This is a genomic window from Microvirga pakistanensis, assembly GCF_004458765.1.
Lineage (GTDB): Bacteria > Pseudomonadota > Alphaproteobacteria > Rhizobiales > Beijerinckiaceae > Microvirga > Microvirga pakistanensis.
In genome coordinates this window covers 26,729-45,081 of record NZ_SPJX01000187.1, presented here as the reverse complement: position 1 = coordinate 45,081, position 18,353 = coordinate 26,729, and the positions used below count along the sequence as shown (strand labels likewise).

16 protein-coding genes are annotated in these 18,353 nt (G+C 65.6%); 11 read left to right on the top strand and 5 right to left on the bottom strand.

What is annotated here, in order from left to right:
* Positions 1 to 59: 59 nt before the first annotated feature.
* The 8 genes from ygfZ (at position 60) to E4K09_RS11965 (ending at position 8,748) form a co-directional block, all read left to right on the top strand.
* Positions 60 to 953 carry a CAF17-like 4Fe-4S cluster assembly/insertion protein YgfZ gene (ygfZ, locus tag E4K09_RS12000; RefSeq protein ID WP_134497259.1) on the top strand — a complete coding sequence of 298 codons (894 nt, stop codon included), beginning with the start codon at positions 60 to 62 and terminating at the stop codon, positions 951 to 953.
* A gap of 103 nt (positions 954 to 1,056) precedes the next feature.
* Positions 1,057 to 3,009, top strand: a complete 1,953-nt coding sequence (locus E4K09_RS11995) for a hybrid sensor histidine kinase/response regulator (protein ID WP_134497257.1) — start codon at positions 1,057 to 1,059, stop codon at positions 3,007 to 3,009.
* A 99-nt stretch (positions 3,010 to 3,108) separates the two neighbouring features.
* On the top strand, positions 3,109 to 3,774 hold the full coding sequence (locus E4K09_RS11990) for an FMN-binding negative transcriptional regulator (protein WP_134497254.1): 666 nt from the start codon (positions 3,109 to 3,111) through the stop codon (positions 3,772 to 3,774).
* A 199-nt stretch (positions 3,775 to 3,973) separates the two neighbouring features.
* The gene (locus E4K09_RS11985) at positions 3,974 to 4,582 is read left to right on the top strand and encodes a DNA-3-methyladenine glycosylase I (protein ID WP_134497252.1); all 609 of its coding nucleotides are present in this window, start codon (positions 3,974 to 3,976) and stop codon (positions 4,580 to 4,582) included.
* Positions 4,583 to 5,173: a YfbR-like 5'-deoxynucleotidase gene (locus tag E4K09_RS11980; RefSeq protein ID WP_134497250.1), complete on the top strand. Its 591-nt coding sequence runs from the start codon at positions 4,583 to 4,585 to the stop codon at positions 5,171 to 5,173. It abuts the gene before it with no gap.
* A 4-nt stretch (positions 5,174 to 5,177) separates the two neighbouring features.
* Positions 5,178 to 5,696 carry a tyrosine phosphatase family protein gene (locus E4K09_RS11975; protein WP_134497248.1) on the top strand — a complete coding sequence of 173 codons (519 nt, stop codon included), beginning with the start codon at positions 5,178 to 5,180 and terminating at the stop codon, positions 5,694 to 5,696.
* A 56-nt stretch (positions 5,697 to 5,752) separates the two neighbouring features.
* Positions 5,753 to 8,458: a DUF2339 domain-containing protein gene (locus E4K09_RS11970; RefSeq protein WP_134497247.1), complete on the top strand. Its 2,706-nt coding sequence runs from the start codon at positions 5,753 to 5,755 to the stop codon at positions 8,456 to 8,458.
* A gap of 41 nt (positions 8,459 to 8,499) precedes the next feature.
* On the top strand, positions 8,500 to 8,748 hold the full coding sequence (locus E4K09_RS11965) for an exodeoxyribonuclease VII small subunit (protein ID WP_134497245.1): 249 nt from the start codon (positions 8,500 to 8,502) through the stop codon (positions 8,746 to 8,748).
* Between the two features lie 17 nt (positions 8,749 to 8,765).
* On the opposite strand, the gene E4K09_RS11960 is transcribed toward E4K09_RS11965, so the two are convergent.
* Together E4K09_RS11960 and E4K09_RS11955 are read right to left on the bottom strand one after the other, a co-directional pair.
* Positions 8,766 to 9,968 (bottom strand): glycosyltransferase family 61 protein, encoded by a 1,203-nt coding sequence (locus tag E4K09_RS11960; RefSeq protein ID WP_134497243.1) that lies wholly within the window; start codon positions 9,966 to 9,968, stop codon positions 8,766 to 8,768.
* A 9-nt stretch (positions 9,969 to 9,977) separates the two neighbouring features.
* The gene (locus E4K09_RS11955) at positions 9,978 to 11,222 is read right to left on the bottom strand and encodes an O-antigen ligase family protein (protein ID WP_166802276.1); all 1,245 of its coding nucleotides are present in this window, start codon (positions 11,220 to 11,222) and stop codon (positions 9,978 to 9,980) included.
* A 140-nt stretch (positions 11,223 to 11,362) separates the two neighbouring features.
* Here E4K09_RS11955 and dxs point away from each other — a divergent pair, with 140 nt between their 5' ends.
* Positions 11,363 to 13,279 carry a 1-deoxy-D-xylulose-5-phosphate synthase gene (gene dxs, locus E4K09_RS11950; RefSeq protein WP_134497239.1) on the top strand — a complete coding sequence of 639 codons (1,917 nt, stop codon included), beginning with the start codon at positions 11,363 to 11,365 and terminating at the stop codon, positions 13,277 to 13,279.
* A gap of 234 nt (positions 13,280 to 13,513) precedes the next feature.
* Here the strand turns inward: dxs and E4K09_RS11940 are convergent, their stop codons facing one another.
* Positions 13,514 to 14,227 carry a superoxide dismutase gene (locus E4K09_RS11940; protein ID WP_134497235.1) on the bottom strand — a complete coding sequence of 238 codons (714 nt, stop codon included), beginning with the start codon at positions 14,225 to 14,227 and terminating at the stop codon, positions 13,514 to 13,516.
* Between the two features lie 118 nt (positions 14,228 to 14,345).
* Between E4K09_RS11940 and E4K09_RS11935 the strand changes: the two genes are divergently transcribed.
* Complete coding sequence (locus tag E4K09_RS11935; RefSeq protein WP_134497233.1) at positions 14,346 to 15,074, top strand: TlyA family RNA methyltransferase; 729 nt, start codon at positions 14,346 to 14,348, stop codon at positions 15,072 to 15,074.
* Positions 15,067 to 16,317 (top strand): class I SAM-dependent RNA methyltransferase, encoded by a 1,251-nt coding sequence (locus tag E4K09_RS11930; protein WP_134497231.1) that lies wholly within the window; start codon positions 15,067 to 15,069, stop codon positions 16,315 to 16,317. The genes E4K09_RS11935 and E4K09_RS11930 overlap by 8 nt, the downstream gene beginning before the upstream one ends.
* A gap of 175 nt (positions 16,318 to 16,492) precedes the next feature.
* On the opposite strand, the gene E4K09_RS11925 is transcribed toward E4K09_RS11930, so the two are convergent.
* Both E4K09_RS11925 and E4K09_RS11920 read right to left on the bottom strand, forming a co-directional pair.
* The gene (locus E4K09_RS11925) at positions 16,493 to 17,242 is read right to left on the bottom strand and encodes an SOS response-associated peptidase (RefSeq protein ID WP_134497229.1); all 750 of its coding nucleotides are present in this window, start codon (positions 17,240 to 17,242) and stop codon (positions 16,493 to 16,495) included.
* A gap of 51 nt (positions 17,243 to 17,293) precedes the next feature.
* Positions 17,294 to 18,289: a magnesium transporter CorA family protein gene (locus tag E4K09_RS11920; RefSeq protein WP_134497227.1), complete on the bottom strand. Its 996-nt coding sequence runs from the start codon at positions 18,287 to 18,289 to the stop codon at positions 17,294 to 17,296.
* Between the last annotated feature and the right edge of the window lie 64 nt (positions 18,290 to 18,353).

Here is an 18,353-nt window from a genome sequence, read left to right as displayed (position 1 = left end):
GAGGCTGGTGCGAAGGGGGCATATGTCACGGCTATCGTGAAGAGCAACTGGAGCGGGACATGCCGTCAGTCCATCTAGCCGACCGTGGCGTGGTAAGGGTTTCGGGCGCGGACGCCAAGAGTTTTCTCGACGGCCTCGTGACCTGCGATCTGGACCGTGTGTCCGCGCACACCGCGCGCCTCGGGGCATTGCTTTCGCCCCAGGGCAAGATCCTGTTCGATTTCATCGTGTTCCAGGCCCCCGAGGAGATCGGCGGCGGGTATTATCTCGACACCTTCAAGGTCTTCGCTCCCGATCTCGCCAAACGGCTCGGGTTTTATAGGCTCAGGTCCAAGGTCACGATCGACGACCTGTCGGAAGCCATGGCCGTTGTGGCGGGCTGGAGCGAACCGAAGCCGGACGACGAGGTCGGCCTCGTGGCGGAGGACCCTCGCCTGCCGGACCTCGGCTGGCGCGCCATCGTGGCGGCCGAGGACGCGGCGGAGTTCGCCACCGCTCCCGCCGAAGCCTATCAGGCTCACCGCATCGCTCTCGGCGTTCCCGAGGGCGGCCGCGACTTCCTGTTCGGAGACGCCTTCCCGCACGAGGCGCTGATGGACCAGCTGCACGGGGTCGATTTCGACAAGGGCTGCTATGTGGGCCAGGAGGTCGTGTCCCGCATGCAGCATCGCGGAACCGCGCGCACGCGCATCGTGCCCGCCGTCTATGAGGGAGGGCTTGCCGCCGATGTCGGCGTCGAGGTGACGGCAGGCGACAAGACGCTCGGCAAGACCGGCACCGGAATCGACGGGCGGGGCCTCCTGATGATTCGCCTCGATCGCGCCGCCGACGCCCTGGCGGCCGGACAGACCATCCTGGCGGGAGGGATCCCCGTTCGCCTGGCGAAACCGCGCTGGGTGAACTTTCCTTACCCAGGAGAAGGTGTTACTCCATTGGGAGCAGAGCCGGGCTAGGGTTCTATTCCGGGAACCGGATCGATCAAACTGCGTTAGCCGCGAACGGGCCTCTTACGTACCGTAAGCCATGTGCGAAGACGGCCTTTCCAAGGGTTTCTCAATGATTGCTGTACAAGCGCGACCGATGGCGCAGGACAAGGAACGTTTTCAGCTTCTTGTCGACTCGGTCACGGATTACGCCATCTATATGCTCGATCCGAACGGCATTATCGCAAGTTGGAACCCCGGAGCGCAGCGCTTTAAAGGTTATATCGAAAGCGAAATTATCGGAGAGCATTTCTCGCGCTTCTACACCGACGAGGACCGCGCCACAGGGCTGCCGCAGCGCGTGCTCGAGACCGCGGCGCGCGAAGGCAAGTTCGAGGCCGAGGGCTGGCGCGTGCGTAAGGACGGCACGCGCTTCTGGGCCCATGTGGTGGTCGATCCGATCTGGGACGGCGAAGGCAATCTTCTCGGCTATGCCAAGATCACCCGCGACCTCACCGAGCGCCGCAAGGCCGAGGACGCATTGCGGGAGAGCGAGGAGCGCTTCCGCCTGCTGGTGCAGGGCGTCACGGATTATGCCATCTACATGCTCGATCCCCAAGGCCACGTGTCGAATTGGAACCCGGGCGCGCAACGGATCAAGGGCTATACCGAGGACGAGATCCGAGGCCAGCATTTCTCGCGCTTCTACACCGACGAGGACCGCGCCACAGGGCTGCCGCGGCGGGCGCTCGAGACCGCGGCGCGCGAAGGCAAGTTCGAGGCCGAGGGCTGGCGCGTGCGCAAGGACGGCACGCGCTTCTGGGCCAGCGTCGTCATCGATCCGATCTACAACGATCAGAAGAGGCTGATCGGCTTTGCCAAGATCACCCGCGACATCACCGAGCGCCGCAACGCGCAGGAGGCGTTGGCGCAGGCTCAGGCTGCCTTGTTCCAGTCGCAGAAGATGGAGACCGTCGGGCAATTGACCGGCGGCATCGCGCACGACTTCAACAACCTTCTGACGATCATCGTCAACAACCTGGATCTCTTGACCCGCAACGTGACCGGCGCCCGCGAGACCCGCCTCATCGAGAGTGCGCAGCGCGCCGCCGAGAGGGGCGCTAAGCTGACCCAGCAGCTTCTGGCCTTCTCGCGTCGCCAGCCGCTCCAGCCGGCGCTGCACGTTCCGAACACGCTCATCGAGGGCTTCGAGACCGTCCTGCGCCGTGCCTGTGGCGAGACGGTGAGGCTGAGCCTCTCCCTTCCCTCCCGCATCAGCACGATCAACGTGGATGCCGCGCAGTTCGAGGCCGCTCTCCTCAACCTCGTCGTCAATGCCCGTGACGCGATGCCGGATGGAGGCGATCTGACGATCATCCTCGGTGAGACCATCGTGAATGAGCAGCGCGCCGCAACCTTGAACATTCCAGCAGGTTCCTACGTGTCCCTGACTGTGCGGGACACGGGCGTCGGCATGCCCAAGGATGTCGTCAGCCGCGTCTTCGAGCCCTTCTTCACCACGAAGGAGGTCGGCAAGGGCACGGGTCTCGGCCTGAGCCAAGTCTATGGCTTCATCACGCAATCGGGCGGGCATATCGAAGTGGACAGCGAGCTGGGCAAGGGCACGACCATCACCATGCTGCTTCCGGCCCACGGTGATGGCCAGCACGAGTCCGGCGAGGAGGATTCCGCAGCCGGCGGCCGGCCGGCCCGAGACACGGCCGGAACCGTGCTGATCGTCGAGGACGAGCCCGCGGTTCTGGACGTGGCGACGGAGATCTTCGACAGCCTCGGCTACGACGTGCTGACGGCGTCCGACGCCACGCAGGCGGTCGCCGTGCTGGAACAGGACGTGCCCGTCCATGTGCTGTTCAGCGACGTGGTCATGCCCAACGGCATGAACGGCGTCGAACTCTCCCGCAAGGCGCGGGAGCTGCGGCCGGGCATCAAGGTTCTGCTCGCCTCCGGCTACCCCATGTCGGCCCTGCCGTCGGAAGGGTTCGAGGAAGGAGTATCCTTCATCAGCAAACCCTATCGCTGGACGGAGCTGGCCGACAAGCTGCGCGCCCTGCGGGTCGGCTCCTGAGCGTCCATCGATGGCCGTGATGGCCAGGATCGTGAATTTTCATTGGTCCCGGCCGGTGGCTTGCGATTAGCATTCCAATCGCATTGGGATTGGAATGCCATGTATCAGCCGCCGCACTTTCGCGAAGACCGCCTGGACATCCAGCACGCGCTCATCCGGGCGCATCCGCTCGGGCTTCTCGTGACGGTAGGGACAACAGGGCTCGTCGCCAATCCCATCCCCTTTACCCTGGATGAATCGGCCTCGCCGCAGGGCACCCTGCGCGCGCATCTCTCCCGCGCCAATCCGCAATGGCGCGATGTCGACCCCGCGCAGGAAGCGCTCGTGGTCTTTCAGGGCACGGAAACCTATATCACCCCGTCCTGGTACGAATCCAAGCGCCAGCACGGCAAGGTCGTGCCCACCTGGAACTACGCCATCGTGCAGGCCCGCGGGCCCATGCGGATCATCGAGGATCCGGCATGGCTCCTGACGCAGGTGACGCGCCTCACAGCGACCCACGAAGCGGCCCGGCCGGAGCCCTGGACCGTCGGCGATGCGCCGCCCGATTTCCTCACCGCGCAGATGAAGGGCATCGTGGGCGTCGAGATCGAGATCGCGCGGATCGAAGGCAAGTGGAAGGTGAGCCAGAACCGGCCGGAGGCCGACCGCAGGGGCGTCGCGGCGGGCCTGCGCGAATCCGCAACCGACGACGACCGGCAGATGGCCGCCCTGGTGGAAGCGCAGGGTGCTCCTGCCTCCCCTCCTCCTACGAAGTGGGATTGAGGGCAAGGATCGAGAGCGGATTTTCCGCGACGGCAGCACGTCATGGCCGTCCCGGACTTGATCCGGGGATCAGTCCCGGCCACCCACGTCTTCTGGAATTGGCGCGTGACAGGACGTGGATCGATCTTGTTCGACCATTCGCCGCGCAGCCTCCGCAAGGCTCTTTCCGTTCCCGATCAAGCCAGCTACACCTTGCCCCATGACCGAAGGACTGATCCTGCACCCCGACGACAAGCACCGCTGCTGGTGGCCCGGCACGGATCCTTTCTACGTCGCCTATCACGACACCGAATGGGGCGTGCCCGAGTTCGACGACCGGGCTCTCTTTGAGAAGCTCATTCTCGACGGCTTCCAGGCCGGGTTGTCGTGGATCACGATCCTGCGCAAGCGCGAGAGTTTCCGCACGGCCTTCGCGGGCTTCGACCCTGCCGTGATCGCCCGCTTCGACCAGTCGCATGTCGAGGCTCTGATGCTCGACAAGGGAATCGTGCGCAATCGCGCCAAGATCGAGGCAACGATCGCGGGCGCGCGGGCATGGCTTGCCCTTCAGGAACGCGGCGGCTTCTCGAACTTTCTGTGGAATTACGTCGACGGCCGGCCGGTCCAGAACAACCTGAAGAGCCGCAGCGACGTCCCGGCGGAAACGGATGTGTCGCGGCGCATCTCGAAGGCCCTGAAGGCGGAAGGCTTCAATTTCGTCGGACCCACCATCGTCTATGCCTTCATGCAGGCGGTGGGCATGGTGAACGATCATCTCGTCGGCTGCTACCGCCACGCGGAATGCGCCGCCCTCGCCGAGAAACGCTGAATGGCGAAGGAACCTCGCGTCTGGCAGCGGATGCTCTCGGGCCGCCGCCTCAACCTGCTCGATCCCTCGCCCCTCGATGTGGAGCTCGACGACATCGCGCACGGCCTCGCGCGTGTTGCGCGCTGGAACGGCCAGACCGTCGGCGACCACATTTTCTCCGTGGCGCAGCACAGTCTGCTCGTCGAAGCGATCGCCGATCACCTCGATCCGGACATGCAGCGTTCGACGCGCCTCGCCGTCCTCCTGCACGATGCGCCGGAATACGTGATCGGCGACATCATCTCGCCTTTCAAGGCGGTGATCGGCGATGCCTACAAGACCATCGAGGCGGGACTGCTCGGGGCGATCCATCTCCATTTCGGGTTGCCCGCCGCACCCGGCGCGGCCCTGAAGCGCTTCATCAAGCAGGCGGACCGGCAGGCCGCCTATCTCGAGGCGACGCAGCTCGCCGGTTTCGCGCGCGACGAAGCCATCAAGTTCTTCGGGCGGCCGGAACCCCTGCCCCGCAGCGTCCATGCGCTCCTCGAGCCATGGCCCGTGTCCGAGGCGGAAGAGCGCTTCCGGGCCCGTGTTCTCGCCGTTACGGCCTGACCCCATGCCGACGCTCCATGTCTGCCCGCTCTCCCGCCTGAACGAGACCATTGCGACCATCGGCCCGAGCCACATGGTGAGCCTCATGGGCGGGGGCGCGACGATCGAGCGGCCGGCATCGATCGCGCCGGACCGCCACCTCGTCATCAGCGTCAACGACATCCTGGAGCCGATGGAAGGCTATGTGCTGGCCGGCCCGGAGCACATGGAGCAGCTTCTCGCCTTCGTGCGCGCCTGGGATCGCGGGAGTCCCCTGCTCCTCCATTGCTGGGCGGGCATCAGCCGCTCGACGGCCGGCGCCTACATCGCCGCCTGCGCCCTTGCTCCCGAGCGGGACGAAGTCGCGATCGCCCGCGCCCTGCGCGAGGCCGCTCCGTCCGCCACGCCGAACGCGCGCTTCGTGGCCCTTGCCGACGACCTCCTGGGCCGAGGGGGCCGCATGGTGGACGCCATCCGGGCCATCGGCCGGGGGGCGGAGGCTATGGAGGGCACGCCCTTCATGTTACAGCTTAACGGGGGCTGACGCGATTCCACGCGCTGGACGAGGGGCCCCGCCCGTGAACGAGGAAGGGGCTCTTCGTGGACGACGTGCTCATCGGCTTTGGCATTCTCCTGTCGATCGTCGCTGGGATCGGCGGTCCCATCGTGGCCATCGTCGGCCTCGTGCTTGCCCTGCGCTCGCGGCGGGAGCTCCGCAATCTCCAGCTGCGTCTCGACCGGTTCGAAACGGACATGCGGAATGCGCAGGCACCTCCCGAGGCCGTTCCGGAACCCGGTCCCTCGCGCGCCGCGGAGCCGGTGCCGGCACAGGAGGCGGACACTGCGCTCCCCGAACTCTCAGAGCCCCGGCCAACCTCCGTTCCGCCGGTTCCCCCCAGGGCGGCCGACCCAAACCCGCCCGGCAAGGGCTTCGAGGAAACGCTCGGCTCGCGCTGGGCCGTGTGGGTGGGCGGCGTGGCCCTGGCGCTGGGCGGCGTCTTTCTCGTCCGCTATTCCATCGAGCAGAACCTGCTCGATCCCCGGACCCGCATCGCGCTCGGAATCCTCTTTGCGCTCGCCCTCGCCGGCGCGGGCGAATGGATGCGCCGACGCGAGCGCAGCCTCCGCCTGCCGGGCATTCCGAGCGCCCATGTGCCGAGCATCCTCACGGCCGCCGGCACCTGCACGGCCTTCGCCTCGGCCTATGCCGCCTATGCCCTCTATGGCCTGATCGGCCCCGGCACGACCTTCGTGCTGCTCGGTCTCATCGCCGTGATGGCCATGGTGGCCTCGACCCTCCATGGTCCGATCCTGGCGGCTCTTGGCCTGCTCGGCGCCATGGGAAGCCCCCTCCTCGTGTCCTCGGATCGGCCCCAGCCCTGGGCGCTCGTCGTCTATCTCGCCTTCGTGGTCCTGCCCGCCTATGGCGTCGCTCGGCTCAGGCTCTGGCGCTGGCTGGCCCTCGCGGCGGCGGCTGGCGTGCTCCTGTGGACAGTGCCGATTTTCTTCATCGACGAAGCGAATGCGCTACCGTCCATGGTGCATCTGGTGCTTCAGGCCGGCTTCGCGGCGTTCTTTCTCGCCCTCGATCCCTATCGCCATGTGCCCGATCCCGAGGCGCGGCTCGACGGAGGCGCGAGCATGGCGCTCTTGGCCTTCGCCCTGGCTGGGATCGTGGTGACAGGCGCCGTCGCCACGGGCGACGGAAGGCCGGTCTTCGTGGCCGCCATGGCGTTGATCCTGCTCGCCGCGGGCGTGCGCGTCGCCAATGTCGCGGCGGCGGCGGCCGGCAGCGCCGTCCTGGCGGTGGGCGCGCTCCTGGTTTGGCCCCTCGCGGCCGAGATCGGGGATGGCCCCGAAAGCCTGTTCTACCAGAACGGGGATGCTTTCGCCGTCCGGCCCCATGCGCTCAGCACCTATTTGGTTCTGGCGGCTCTCCTGCCATCGGTGATCGCGGGAGCCTCACTGCTGCGGCTCGCGCGCTCGCGATCCTTACGCCTGCCGGTTGCCGCCTGGTACGCCGGTGCCGCTGGCGCGGGACCGCTCCTGGCCCTGATCGCCGCCTATTGGCGCGTGACCGCGTTCGAGCGCAGCCTCTCCTTCGCCCTGGCGGCGGGCCTCCTGGCCCTGGGCTTCGTCCTCGCCGCGCAATGGCTGATGCGCCGTGGCGGAGTGGAGGAGGACGCGGCCATCCGTCTCGGGGTGGGGACCACCGCTTCGGCGGCTTTGGCGGCGGCCGCGCTCGGCCTGACCTTCGCCCTCGAAAAGGGTATGCTGACGGTCGCCTTCGCGCTTGCGGCTCTGGGAACGGCCTGGGTCGCGAACCGCATCGCCATTCCGGCCCTGCGCTACGCGGTGGGCGCCATCGGCCTCGTCGTGCTCGGCCGCCTGGTCTGGGACCCGACCATCGTGGGTGGCGATCCAGGGCCGGTGCTCTTCAATTGGCTTCTCTGGGGCTATGGCGTTCCCGCCGTCTCGTTCTGGCTGGCGAGCCGCCTTCTGGAGCGGATGGGCCGCGACAGGATCGTCCAGCTCGCCGAGAGCCTGAGCATCGTCTTTGCGGCCTTCCTGGTCTTCTTCGAGATCCGCCATGCCCTTCATGTGAGCAATCCCCTGGCGGCTGACCTCCATCTCCTGGAGGCGGGACTGGTTGCGACAGAAAGCCTCGCTTTCTCGATCCTGCTGACCCGGATGGATATCCGCCGTCCCGATCCGGTCTATCGCTGGGGGGCTCTGATCTTCAAGCTCGCCTCGTTCCTTCTGGCCGCCGGCGGACTGCTCGTGCTCGAGAACCCGCTTCTGACCAATGACACGATCGTGGGCGGGACACTCTTCAACAGTCTGATCGCGGCCTATCTTCTGCCCTCGATCCTGGCGGCTGGCTTGGCCTCTGTGGAGCGGAATACGCGGCCCGCTTCCTATGCCGTCGCTTCGGCCATCCTGAGCTTGGTGCTGCAATGGGCCTACGTGGCGATGGAGATCCGACGAATCTTCCAAGGCCCCAGGGTAGGCATCTTCTGGCGCGGCTTCACCCAGGGCGAGCAGTGGAGCTACTCGGTGGCGCTCCTCGTCATCGGCATCGCGCTCCTCGGCCTCGGGATCCTGCGCGACAACCGCTTTGCGCGCATCGCCTCGGCGGTTTATCTTGTGCTCGCCGTCGTGAAGGTGTTCATCATCGACCTGTCCAACCTGGAGGGCGTGATGCGAGCCCTGTCCTTTATTGGCCTCGGGCTTGTTCTCATCGGCATCGGCCTCGTTTATCAGAGATTCCTCGTCCGCCAGCCGGGCAATGCCGCGACCTCTTGAGAGAAGGAGCGGCCCAACAACGATTTTTGACGGATAGCTGCATGACCGACACCCCTTCCATCAAGACCCTCCCCTTCGAGAAGGCCCTGGCCGAACTGGAGGAGATCGTGCGGCGTCTTGAGCGCGGCGATGTGCCGCTCGAGGATTCGATCGCCATCTACGAGCGTGGCGAGGCCCTCAAGAAGCATTGCGAGCAGCTTCTGAAGAAGGCCGAGGCCCGGATCGAGAAGATCACCATCGGCCCGGACGGCGCCGCCTCCGGCGCGGCGCCGCTGGACGTCGAGGCCTAGTTCCTTAGGAACGGCCCCTAACGGCCGGGATTCTTCTCGAGAATCGCATCGACTTCCCGCAGAACCGCTGCGGGATCGATGCTGAAGGCCTGCCTCGGTCCCTCGGGCCCGCCGGTGACGGGCTCGTAATCCGCCCCGACCTCGGCGGCCCAGTGAAGGCCGGTGCTCTTGCGGGCATTCTGGGCCATCAGCTCGATGAGGAGCGGCTCGCGACGCGCCCAGAGAATGTTGGCGAGGCCGGCGCCATGAACGGCCATGACGGTCTTTGCTTCGCCGAACCAGTGAATCTGCTCGTGGTGGTTGGACCAGGAGGCCTCGACGATCCTGAACCCTCGCCCGCGAAGCCCCCCGATCAGTTCGGCCTCACCTTCCACCCGGCGCAGCCGCGTCTCGCCACGGGTCAGATAGATCCGGCGCTCAGCCTCCGGCAACCTCCGGTCCGCGTAGGCGGCCTGGAAGATGGAGCGGGCGTATTCCAGCGCTTCCGGCGTTGCGAACACCCGTTCGAGGTTGCAGCAATGGCTGCGCGCATAGAGATAGCGCTCGGCCCGAACCCGCTCCCAGGGAGCAAGCTTCAGATGGTTCACGGGAAGACCGATGCGCCGTAGCCCCTCGAGGAAGCTCTGCACCAACGGATTGACCGAACGCGCGGTCACGATGGTCAGCGTCTCGCCGGGCGCGAGCACCCCGCGCTGCAACCCATAGGCCAGAGGCATCAGCACGTCGGTGAGCAGGTGACCGTAATGCTTGTAGGGCGGGATCGCTGCGACCACTCCTCCGACCCTTCGGGTCCGGAGCGCGGCGGGCGCCGGATACGAGAAGTGCCAGTTGCTGTCGGCTGTCGTGTCGTAGGCGATCTGCCGCCCGGAATCCGGATCGACCGCCGTTATCGTATGGCCCGGGATCAGCACGTCCGCGATGAGGGCGATCACCCGATGGGCCGAATCCGGGTCCGTGAACCGGCAATGCGGGTTCATCACGTCCACGTCGCATGACGCGACGAAGGCGCGCTGCCGACGGTAACGCTCCTGGGCGAGGTTGAAGGCGCGGATGCTGTCTTCCCGCAGATCCACCTTCGCGGCGTCAGGCCACCCGAAATCCGGGAAGAAGGACATGGCCTTCCGGAGCCCTGGGTGAGAGCCGGTCAACCCTTTCATCACCTTGAAGGCGATGGGCTTGGGATCGAACGTGCGGTGAAGGGCCGAGTGATGCCTTGCCATGACGGGCCGTCAGATCCGCCGAAGCTCGTCGGAGCCCCCCAGAGCAGCCTTTTCCTCACCCCGGGCCCCGGCCTCCTTCGATGCCAGAACGAGAAGGCACGGCAGCCAGAGAAAGAGATAATGCATGTTGAAGAAGGCAAAAGGATTGGACAAATCCGTTCCCATATAGCCGAATGAGAAGACGATGGACGCCAGCCCGAAGTAGCGCAATGACCGGTCCCCCAGCCGTGTCAATTCCCGGGCGTAGAAGCCGATCATGGCTCCGAATGCCACGAGCGCCGGAAGGCCGTAATACATGGCAATTCCGAAAATGCCGTTATGGGGATGGCTCATCCAGACCTTCTGGAAGCGGAAGCTCGGGCCGGTTCCCAGCGCTGGATGGAGAAGGATCTGGTCACGCACCCAACCCCAGATCTCGGTTCGAAGCGCAGGGCGGCACCAGTTGGCATCGCCCTTGCAGACCATGGCCTTGATGACGGGCTCCAAGAGGCCGAGGCCAGTAATGAAGAGCCAAACGCCACCGCAGGCGACGAGCACGGCGGTCGTCCCGCCCCTCTTCTCGAGCCACCAAGCCAGCGGCAGCGCCAGGCAGAGCGAAAGGATCGGAGCGCGGCTCTGCGTCCAGGCCAAGGCGACGAGGAGCATAAAAGCCAGGGCCACGTGAAGCGCTTCGATCCGGCGTCCGGGCGCACGCTCCAGCCAGAGTGCCGCAAATGCAATCAGCGCGACCGCAAGTCCTCCGGCACCGGGAATGGGGTTGCGCCCCCGTCCGAGGGGAGACAAGCGATCGAACAGGTCACCGGATGAGACAAAGTGCAGCACGATGGACGCCAACGCACTTATCCCACCGGCGACCGCGATGATGCACAAAATTTGTCTCGTGCTCAACGCACGGGAAACCTGGCTCAGGGACAGGAAGAACGCCCCCAGAAGCACGAGATTGAAAAAGTCTGAAATATTGTATCCCGGACCTCCGGCAACGGTCCCGAGGAGCGTCCACGCAGAGAAAAAGATCCCGAAAAGCCACAGCCAGGCATTCCGCCTGAACGCCCCCTGTGCAACGCCGCTCGACAACGCCACGAGGGTCATGACGACGATCATCGCCACAGGGACCGCATGGCCCCGAACGAGAAAGGTCGACGCAACGAAAACCACGAAGGCTGCCGCACCGATGGAACTGGACCAATTCGGATCAACGAGTTGCTTTCGCAGCCAGACGGCAGCATATGTCTGTCGAGAAGAGACGGAGAACATCGGAAGCGGCATCCTCCCCCCGACCTGGGAATTGGGATATTGTTTCTTGCCGTCTATCATCTGGCTTTGGTGCTTTCAACCTTTGCGGCGCTTCCAAGCTGGGGCTCCCGGCGAAGGAAATCCTGCATTCTGGTGACCACGTGAGCGCAACGCATACACCTCTCCTTGACACCATTAAGATCCCGGAAAACCTCCGACAGCTCCCTGAAAACCAGCTGAGGCAAGTTGCAGACGAGCTGCGAACGGAAACGATCAGCGCCGTCTCCGTCACCGGCGGCCACCTGGGCGCCGGCCTCGGCGTGGTCGAGCTGACGGTGGCCCTCCATTACGTCTTCGATACGCCGCGCGATCGACTGATCTGGGACGTAGGGCACCAAGCCTATCCTCACAAGATTCTCACCGGCAGGCGCGATCGGATCCGGACCCTGCGTCAGGCGGGAGGCCTGTCGGGCTTCACCAAGCGCTCGGAAAGCGAATACGACCCCTTCGGCGCGGCCCATACCTCCACGTCGATCTCGGCCGGTCTGGGCATGGCGGTCGCGCGCGATCTCGACGGCAGGCGCAACAATGTGATCGCCGTGATCGGCGATGGCGCCATGTCGGCGGGCATGGCCTATGAGGCCATGAACAACGCCGGCGCCATGCATTCGCGCCTGATCGTGATTCTCAACGACAACGACATGTCGATCGCGCCGCCCACCGGCGCGATGTCGTCCTATCTGGCGCGGCTCGTCTCGGGCGGAACCTATCGGGGCATCCGCGAGACCGCCAAGCAGCTGGCCAAGAAGCTGCCGAAATTCCTCTACGAGAAGGCGCAGCGCGCCGAGGAATTCGCCCGCGGGTTCTGGACCGGCGGCACCATGTTCGAGGAGCTCGGCTTCTACTATGTCGGCCCCATCGACGGCCACAACCTGGATCACCTGCTGCCGATCCTGAAGAATGTCCGCGATTCGGAGACCGGTCCGATCCTGGTCCATGTGGTCACCCAGAAGGGCAAGGGCTATGCGCCGGCGGAAGCCGCCGCCGACAAGTACCACGGGGTCGCCACCTTCGACGTGGTGACCGGAGCTCAGACGAAGGCCAAGGCCAATGCCCCCTCCTACACGAAGGTTTTCGGCGAGAGCCTGATCAGGCAGGCGCGTCAGGACGACAAGATCGTGGCCATCACGGCCGCGATGCCCACCGGCACCGGCATCGACCTCTTCGGGAAGGAATTCCCGACCCGCACCTTCGACGTGGGCATCGCCGAGCAGCACGCCGTGACCTTCGCGGCCGGCATGGCGGCGGAAGGCTACAAGCCGTTCTGCGCGATCTACTCCACCTTCCTGCAGAGAGCCTACGACCAGGTGGTGCACGATGTGTCCATCCAGAACCTGCCGGTGCGCTTCGCCCTCGACCGCGCGGGCCTCGTGGGCGCGGACGGCCCGACCCATGCGGGCTCCTTCGACATCGCCTATCTGGGCTGCCTGCCGAACATGGTGGTGATGGCGGCCGCGGACGAAGCGGAGCTGATGCACATGGTGGCCACCGCTGCGGCCCATGACGACGGGCCCATCGCGTTCCGCTACCCGCGCGGCGAGGGCGTCGGCGTCGACCTGCCGGAGCAGGGCGTGCCGCTCGCCATCGGCAAGGGCCGCATCGTGAAGCAGGGCAGCCGCATTGCCCTCCTGTCCCTCGGCACCCGCCTCGCGGAGGCCCTGAAGGCGGCGGAGGAGCTGGAAGCCCGCGGGCTCTCCACGACCGTGGCCGATGCCCGTTTCGCCAAGCCCCTCGACGAGGAGATGATCCTCGGGCTCGCCCGTGACCACGAAGTTCTCGTGACGGTCGAGGAAGGTTCCATCGGCGGCTTCGGCTCCTTCGTGCTGCAGCTTCTCTCCGACAGGGGAGCGCTCGATCGCGGCACGGTGAAGGTGCGCTCGATGGTTCTGCCCGACCTCTACCAGGACCACGACAAGCCCGAACGCATGTATGCCCAGGCCGGCCTCGATGCGGCGGGCATCGTGTCCAAGGTCTTCGAGGCGCTTGGCCGGGAGGAGACCCGCCAGGCGCGGGCTTAACGCCGCTCGGGCCCTCCATCTCCGTCATGCCCGGCCTTGTGCCGGGCATCCACGCCTTCTCTGGGGCGGCTATCAAAGACGTGGATGGTCGGGACGGGCCCGGTCATGACGCATGGGGATGCCGTGGTCTGGACCTGCCTCCCCTGCCCATCACGCTGATTCCGGGTTCGCTCCAGGATCAAAGCCAAGGAATCAGAGCCAAGGATCCTCGTCTCCGCTTCGCATGACGTTGGATCAAATTCCCAGCGTCCCGGCCTTCGCGGCGGCATAGCGCTCGCCGATCCGGTTCCAGTCGAGCACGTTCCACCAAGCCTTGAGGTAATCGGGCCGCCGGTTCTGGTATTTCAGGTAATAGGCATGCTCCCAGACGTCATTGCCCATGAGGACCATCTGTCCGTCCATGAGCGGAGTATCCTGGTTGGGCTTGGACGTGATGCCGAGCCTGCCGTCACGGCTCACCGTCACGAACACCCATCCAGACCCGAACTGCTTCTCCCCGGCCGTGTTGAAATCGGCCTGGAGCTTCTGGAATCCGCCGAGATCCCGGTCGATGGCGCTCTTCAGCTCACCCGAGGGCTCGCCGCCCGACCCGCCCATGATCCGCCAGAACATGGTGTGGTTGGCATGCCCGCCGCCGTTGTTGCGGATGGCGGTCCGCACGGATTCCGGCATCTCGCCGATCTTCGCCAGCATCTCGTGGAGCGGCATCCTGGCCAGTTCGCCGTTCTGGCTCAAAGCGGCGTTGAGGTTGTTGACGTAGGATGCATGGTGCTTTCCATGGTGGAGCTCCATGGTCTGGGCGTCGATGTGGGGCTCGTTCTTGGAGGGGGCATATGGCAGGGGATCGAGTTTGAAGGGACCGGAAGGCGCTTGCGCCCAGGCTCGCGGAATGGCAGCGCTGGCGGCCAGGAGGGTGGCGCCGGTCAGAAGGTGGCGACGGCTGAGCATGAGAACCCCATGAGTTCGGTTGATCGCTGAACGGATACGCCTACCCGCGAGAGCCGGTTCCGGAATTGAGGAGGATTTGAATTCACATGGCGTTGAGGCATTTGGCGTTGAGGCATTCATGACCCGCAAGCGTGCCGACATGGTGCTCGTCGAGCGCGGCTTCTTCACGAGCCGCGCGCGGGCCCAGGAAGCGATTGCCGCAGGCCTCGTCACGGTGAACGGCGCCGTGGTGAAGAAACCCTCCGACGCGGTTGCCAATGATGCGGTGATCACGGCGGTGCAGCCGCATCCTTACGTATCCCGCGGCGGCGTGAAGCTGGCGGCGGCGCTCGATGCCTTCCACATCGATCCTCGAGGCTGCATCTGCCTCGATATCGGCGCCTCCACCGGCGGCTTCACGCAGGTGCTGCTGATGCGCGATGCCGCCCATGTCTACGCGGTGGATGTCGGCCATTCCCAGCTTCATCCGACGGTGGCGGGGGATCCGCGCGTCACCAATCTCGAGGGCACCGACGCGCGCGCGCTCACGGCCGATCTCATCCCCGAGCCCGCGGATCTCCTCGTGTCGGATGTGAGCTTCATCTCCTTGAAGCTGGTGCTGCCGGCCGCGACCGCTTTGCTGAAACCGCGCGCGAGGCTGGCCGTTCTCGTCAAGCCGCAATTCGAGGCGGGGCGCGATCACGTGAAGAAGGGCATCGTGCGGGACGAGGCGGTTCACCGCGCGGTGTGCGACGACATGGGCGCCTTCGTCGCCTCGCTCGGATTTTCCGTCGACGGCATCGTCCCTTCGCCCATCGAGGGCGGGGACGGCAACCGCGAGTTCTTGTTGGGAGCCCATCGTGCCTGAGCAGATTGTGATCGAGCGCCTCGGCGCCAAGGCCGACGGCATCGCGGAATCCGCGTCCGGTCCCGTCTTCGTGCCCAAGACGCTGCCGGGCGAAACCGTCACCGTCGAACGCGACGGTTCACGGGCGGACCTCATTCGCGTGGATGCGGCGTCGCCCGAGCGGGAAACGCCGTTCTGCCCCTATTTCGACGAATGCGGCGGCTGCGCGACACAGCACATGAAGCACGGCTTCTACCGGACCTGGAAGCAGGAGATCCTCGCCCGCACCCTGCGCCAAGCCCGCATCGAGGCTCCCGTCGATGGAATGATCGATGCCCATGGCGATGGCCGCCGCCGCGTGACGCTGCATGTGCGCTTCCCCGAGCGCGCCATGCATGTGGGCTATATGGCGGCCCGCAGCCACCAGATCGTCGAGATCGCCTTCTGCCCCATCGCCGAGCCGGTGCTGAAGGAGCGGGCACCCGTGATCGCCCGCGCCATCGGCGAGCATCTCAAAAGCGCCCGCAAGCCGCTCGATGTCCAGATCACCAATACATCGACCGGCTTCGATGTGGATGTGCGCGGGCACGGACCCCTGAAGGATGCGAGCCGCCTGAGCCTGATCGGCCTTGCCGAAAAGCTCGATCTCTCGCGCCTGTCGATCCATGGGGACGTGATCGTGGAGCGCCGCCCGCCCGCCATCGTGATGGGACGCGCATCCGTCGTGCCGCCCGCAGGCTCGTTTCTGCAGGCCACGCGCCTGGGAGAGGAAACCCTCGCCCGCTTCGTGACGGAGGCCTGCGGGCGCGCCAAGCGCGTGGCCGACCTCTTTTCCGGCTCCGGCCCCTTCGCCCTGCGCCTCGCGGAAAGGTCCGAGGTTCATGCGGTGGAATACGATCAGGGCTCGATGTCGGCTCTCGACAGGGCCTTCCGGGCGACGCCGGGGCTTCGCCGGGTCACCACCGAGGCGCGCGATCTCTTCCGCCGTCCGCTTCTGACGCCCGAGCTCGATGCCTTCGATGCCGTCGTGCTCGATCCGCCCCGCGCCGGCGCGGAGGCGCAGGCGAGGCAGCTCGCCGCCTCCAAGGTGCCCCTCGTGGTGAGCGTCTCCTGCGATGCCGCCACCTTCGCCCGCGACGCCGCCATCCTCATGGGCAGCGGCTACCGCCTGGAGCGGGTCGTCCCGGTCGATCAGTTCAAGCACTCGCCGCATCTCGAAATCATCGGAATCCTGCGGCGCGAGGTGGCGAAGAGGCGGCGGTGAGCCGGGACTTCCTCAGACATTCCTTCATCCCCCTTCACGTCATCACCGACCCTGCGCAGCCTCCCACAACCTCTCCGTCATCCCCGGCCTTGTGCCGGGGATCCGCGTCTTGAGGGTGCAGCCGTTCCGAAGACGTGGATGGCCGGGACGAGCCCGGCCTTGACGGGGCACGACCTTAGAACAGGCTTCCCTGGTCGTCCTCGTCGCTGGAGAGCGGCTTCTTCGCCTTGCGCTTGCTTTCCTTCACCGGAGCGGGTTCCGGATGCGCCAGAGGCTCCATCAGCCCGGGATCGTCGTTCTCGACCTTGTTCACGCGGCTCGAAACCGGCAGCACCTCGAGCCAATCGTCGGGGCATGGCCGCACGAGCCGCATGACGTTCGCGCGCTCGTCGCGAACATCGAGCCATGCGGCGATGTCCTCCTCCGAGAGAATCACCGGCATGCGGTCGTGCACGGCGGAGAGCGTGCCGTTGGCATCCGTCGTCACGATAGCGGCGGTATCGATCTCGGACCCGTCGGGACTGCTGTAGGTCTCCCACAATCCGGCGAGCGGCATGGGCTTGCGGGAGCGCGGACGGATCAGGAAGGGCGTCTTCTCGCGGTCATGGCGCCGCCACTCATAGAAGCCGTCGGCGAGAAAGATGCACCGCCTTCGTTTCAACGCCGCCTTGAAGGTCGGCTTCGTCTCCAGGGTCTCGCCGCGGGCGTTGATGACGAGCGGGAACTCCTTCGGGTCCTTCACCCAGGACGGCAGGAAGCCCCAGCGCACCAGCATGAAGTGCCGTTCGCCGCGATCCTCCAGCACGATGGGCACGGGCTGGGTGGGCGCCACGTTGTAGCGCGGAGGAAAGTTCGGTTGCTCCGGGTAGCCGTAGAACTCCCGGTAAGTCTCGGGAGGAAGGCTGATGGCATAGCGCCCGCACATGATCTGTCTCTTTCACTTCCTCGTCAGGCAAAGGCCTCGTGCCGGACCTTCCTACAGCCACCGTTTCCAGCGGAAGACGAGATACGGCACCACCGCCGCCGAGATCATCAGCATGATCGCCCAGGGATAGCCGAGATCCCATTCCAGTTCCGGCATGTAGCGGAAGTTCATCCCGTACATGGATGACACGAGGGTCGGCGGCAGGAAGATCACCGACATCACCGAGAAGATCTTCGTCACGTCGTTCTGCTCGATGGTGACGAAGCCGAGCGTGGCGTCGAGCAGGAACTGCACCTTGTTGGACAGGAAGGTCGCGTGCTCCTCGATGGATTGCACGTCGCGCAGGGCGGTGCGCCATTCGGCCTGGTAGCCGCGCGATTTCTGCGGCCTCGGCATGGTGGCGGACAGGAACAGCAGCAGCCGCTCCACGGAGACCATGCTCTCGCGCACGTTGGAGATGATGTCGCCCTTGCGGCCGATCGATTTCAGCGCGGCGCGGAAGGAGGCGGTGCGCCGCGTGCCCTTCTTCTCGTTCTCGAAGATCGATTGCGACAGCCGGTCGATGCGCTGGCCGACGGTACCGAGGATTTCGGCGGCTCGGTCGATGATCGTCTCAATCAGGCCGTCGAGCACGGCTTCCGGCTGGTGCCGGCATCCGCCCGGCTTGCCGGCGCGGGCCATGAACATGCTGAAGGAGCGCGGTTCCCCATAACGCACGGTGACGAGGGCACGCTCCGTCAGGATGAAGGAGACGTCGATCAATTTCGGCGTGTCCGAATCCGAATGACAGAGCACGCGCGCGGTCATGTAGCGCGCATTGTTCTCGTTATAGAGAATTTCCGATGGCTCGATATCCGCCATCTCCTCCCGGGTGGGGATCTCGATATTGAGATGGCGCTCGACGAGCCTGTCCTCCTCGCGGGTCGGGTCGATCAGATCGATCCAAAGGGCATCCTCCGGAATCGATTCTCCCGGAGGCAGCACGAAACGGTCGAGGGATTCCCCTCCCGGAAGCACCGCCTGTGCAGGCCTATGGATCACGATCATGCCCATCTCCGTTTTAAGCGAGGTCTTCCTGGCCCCGGCTCCGCCAGGTCATCCTCGGATTCAT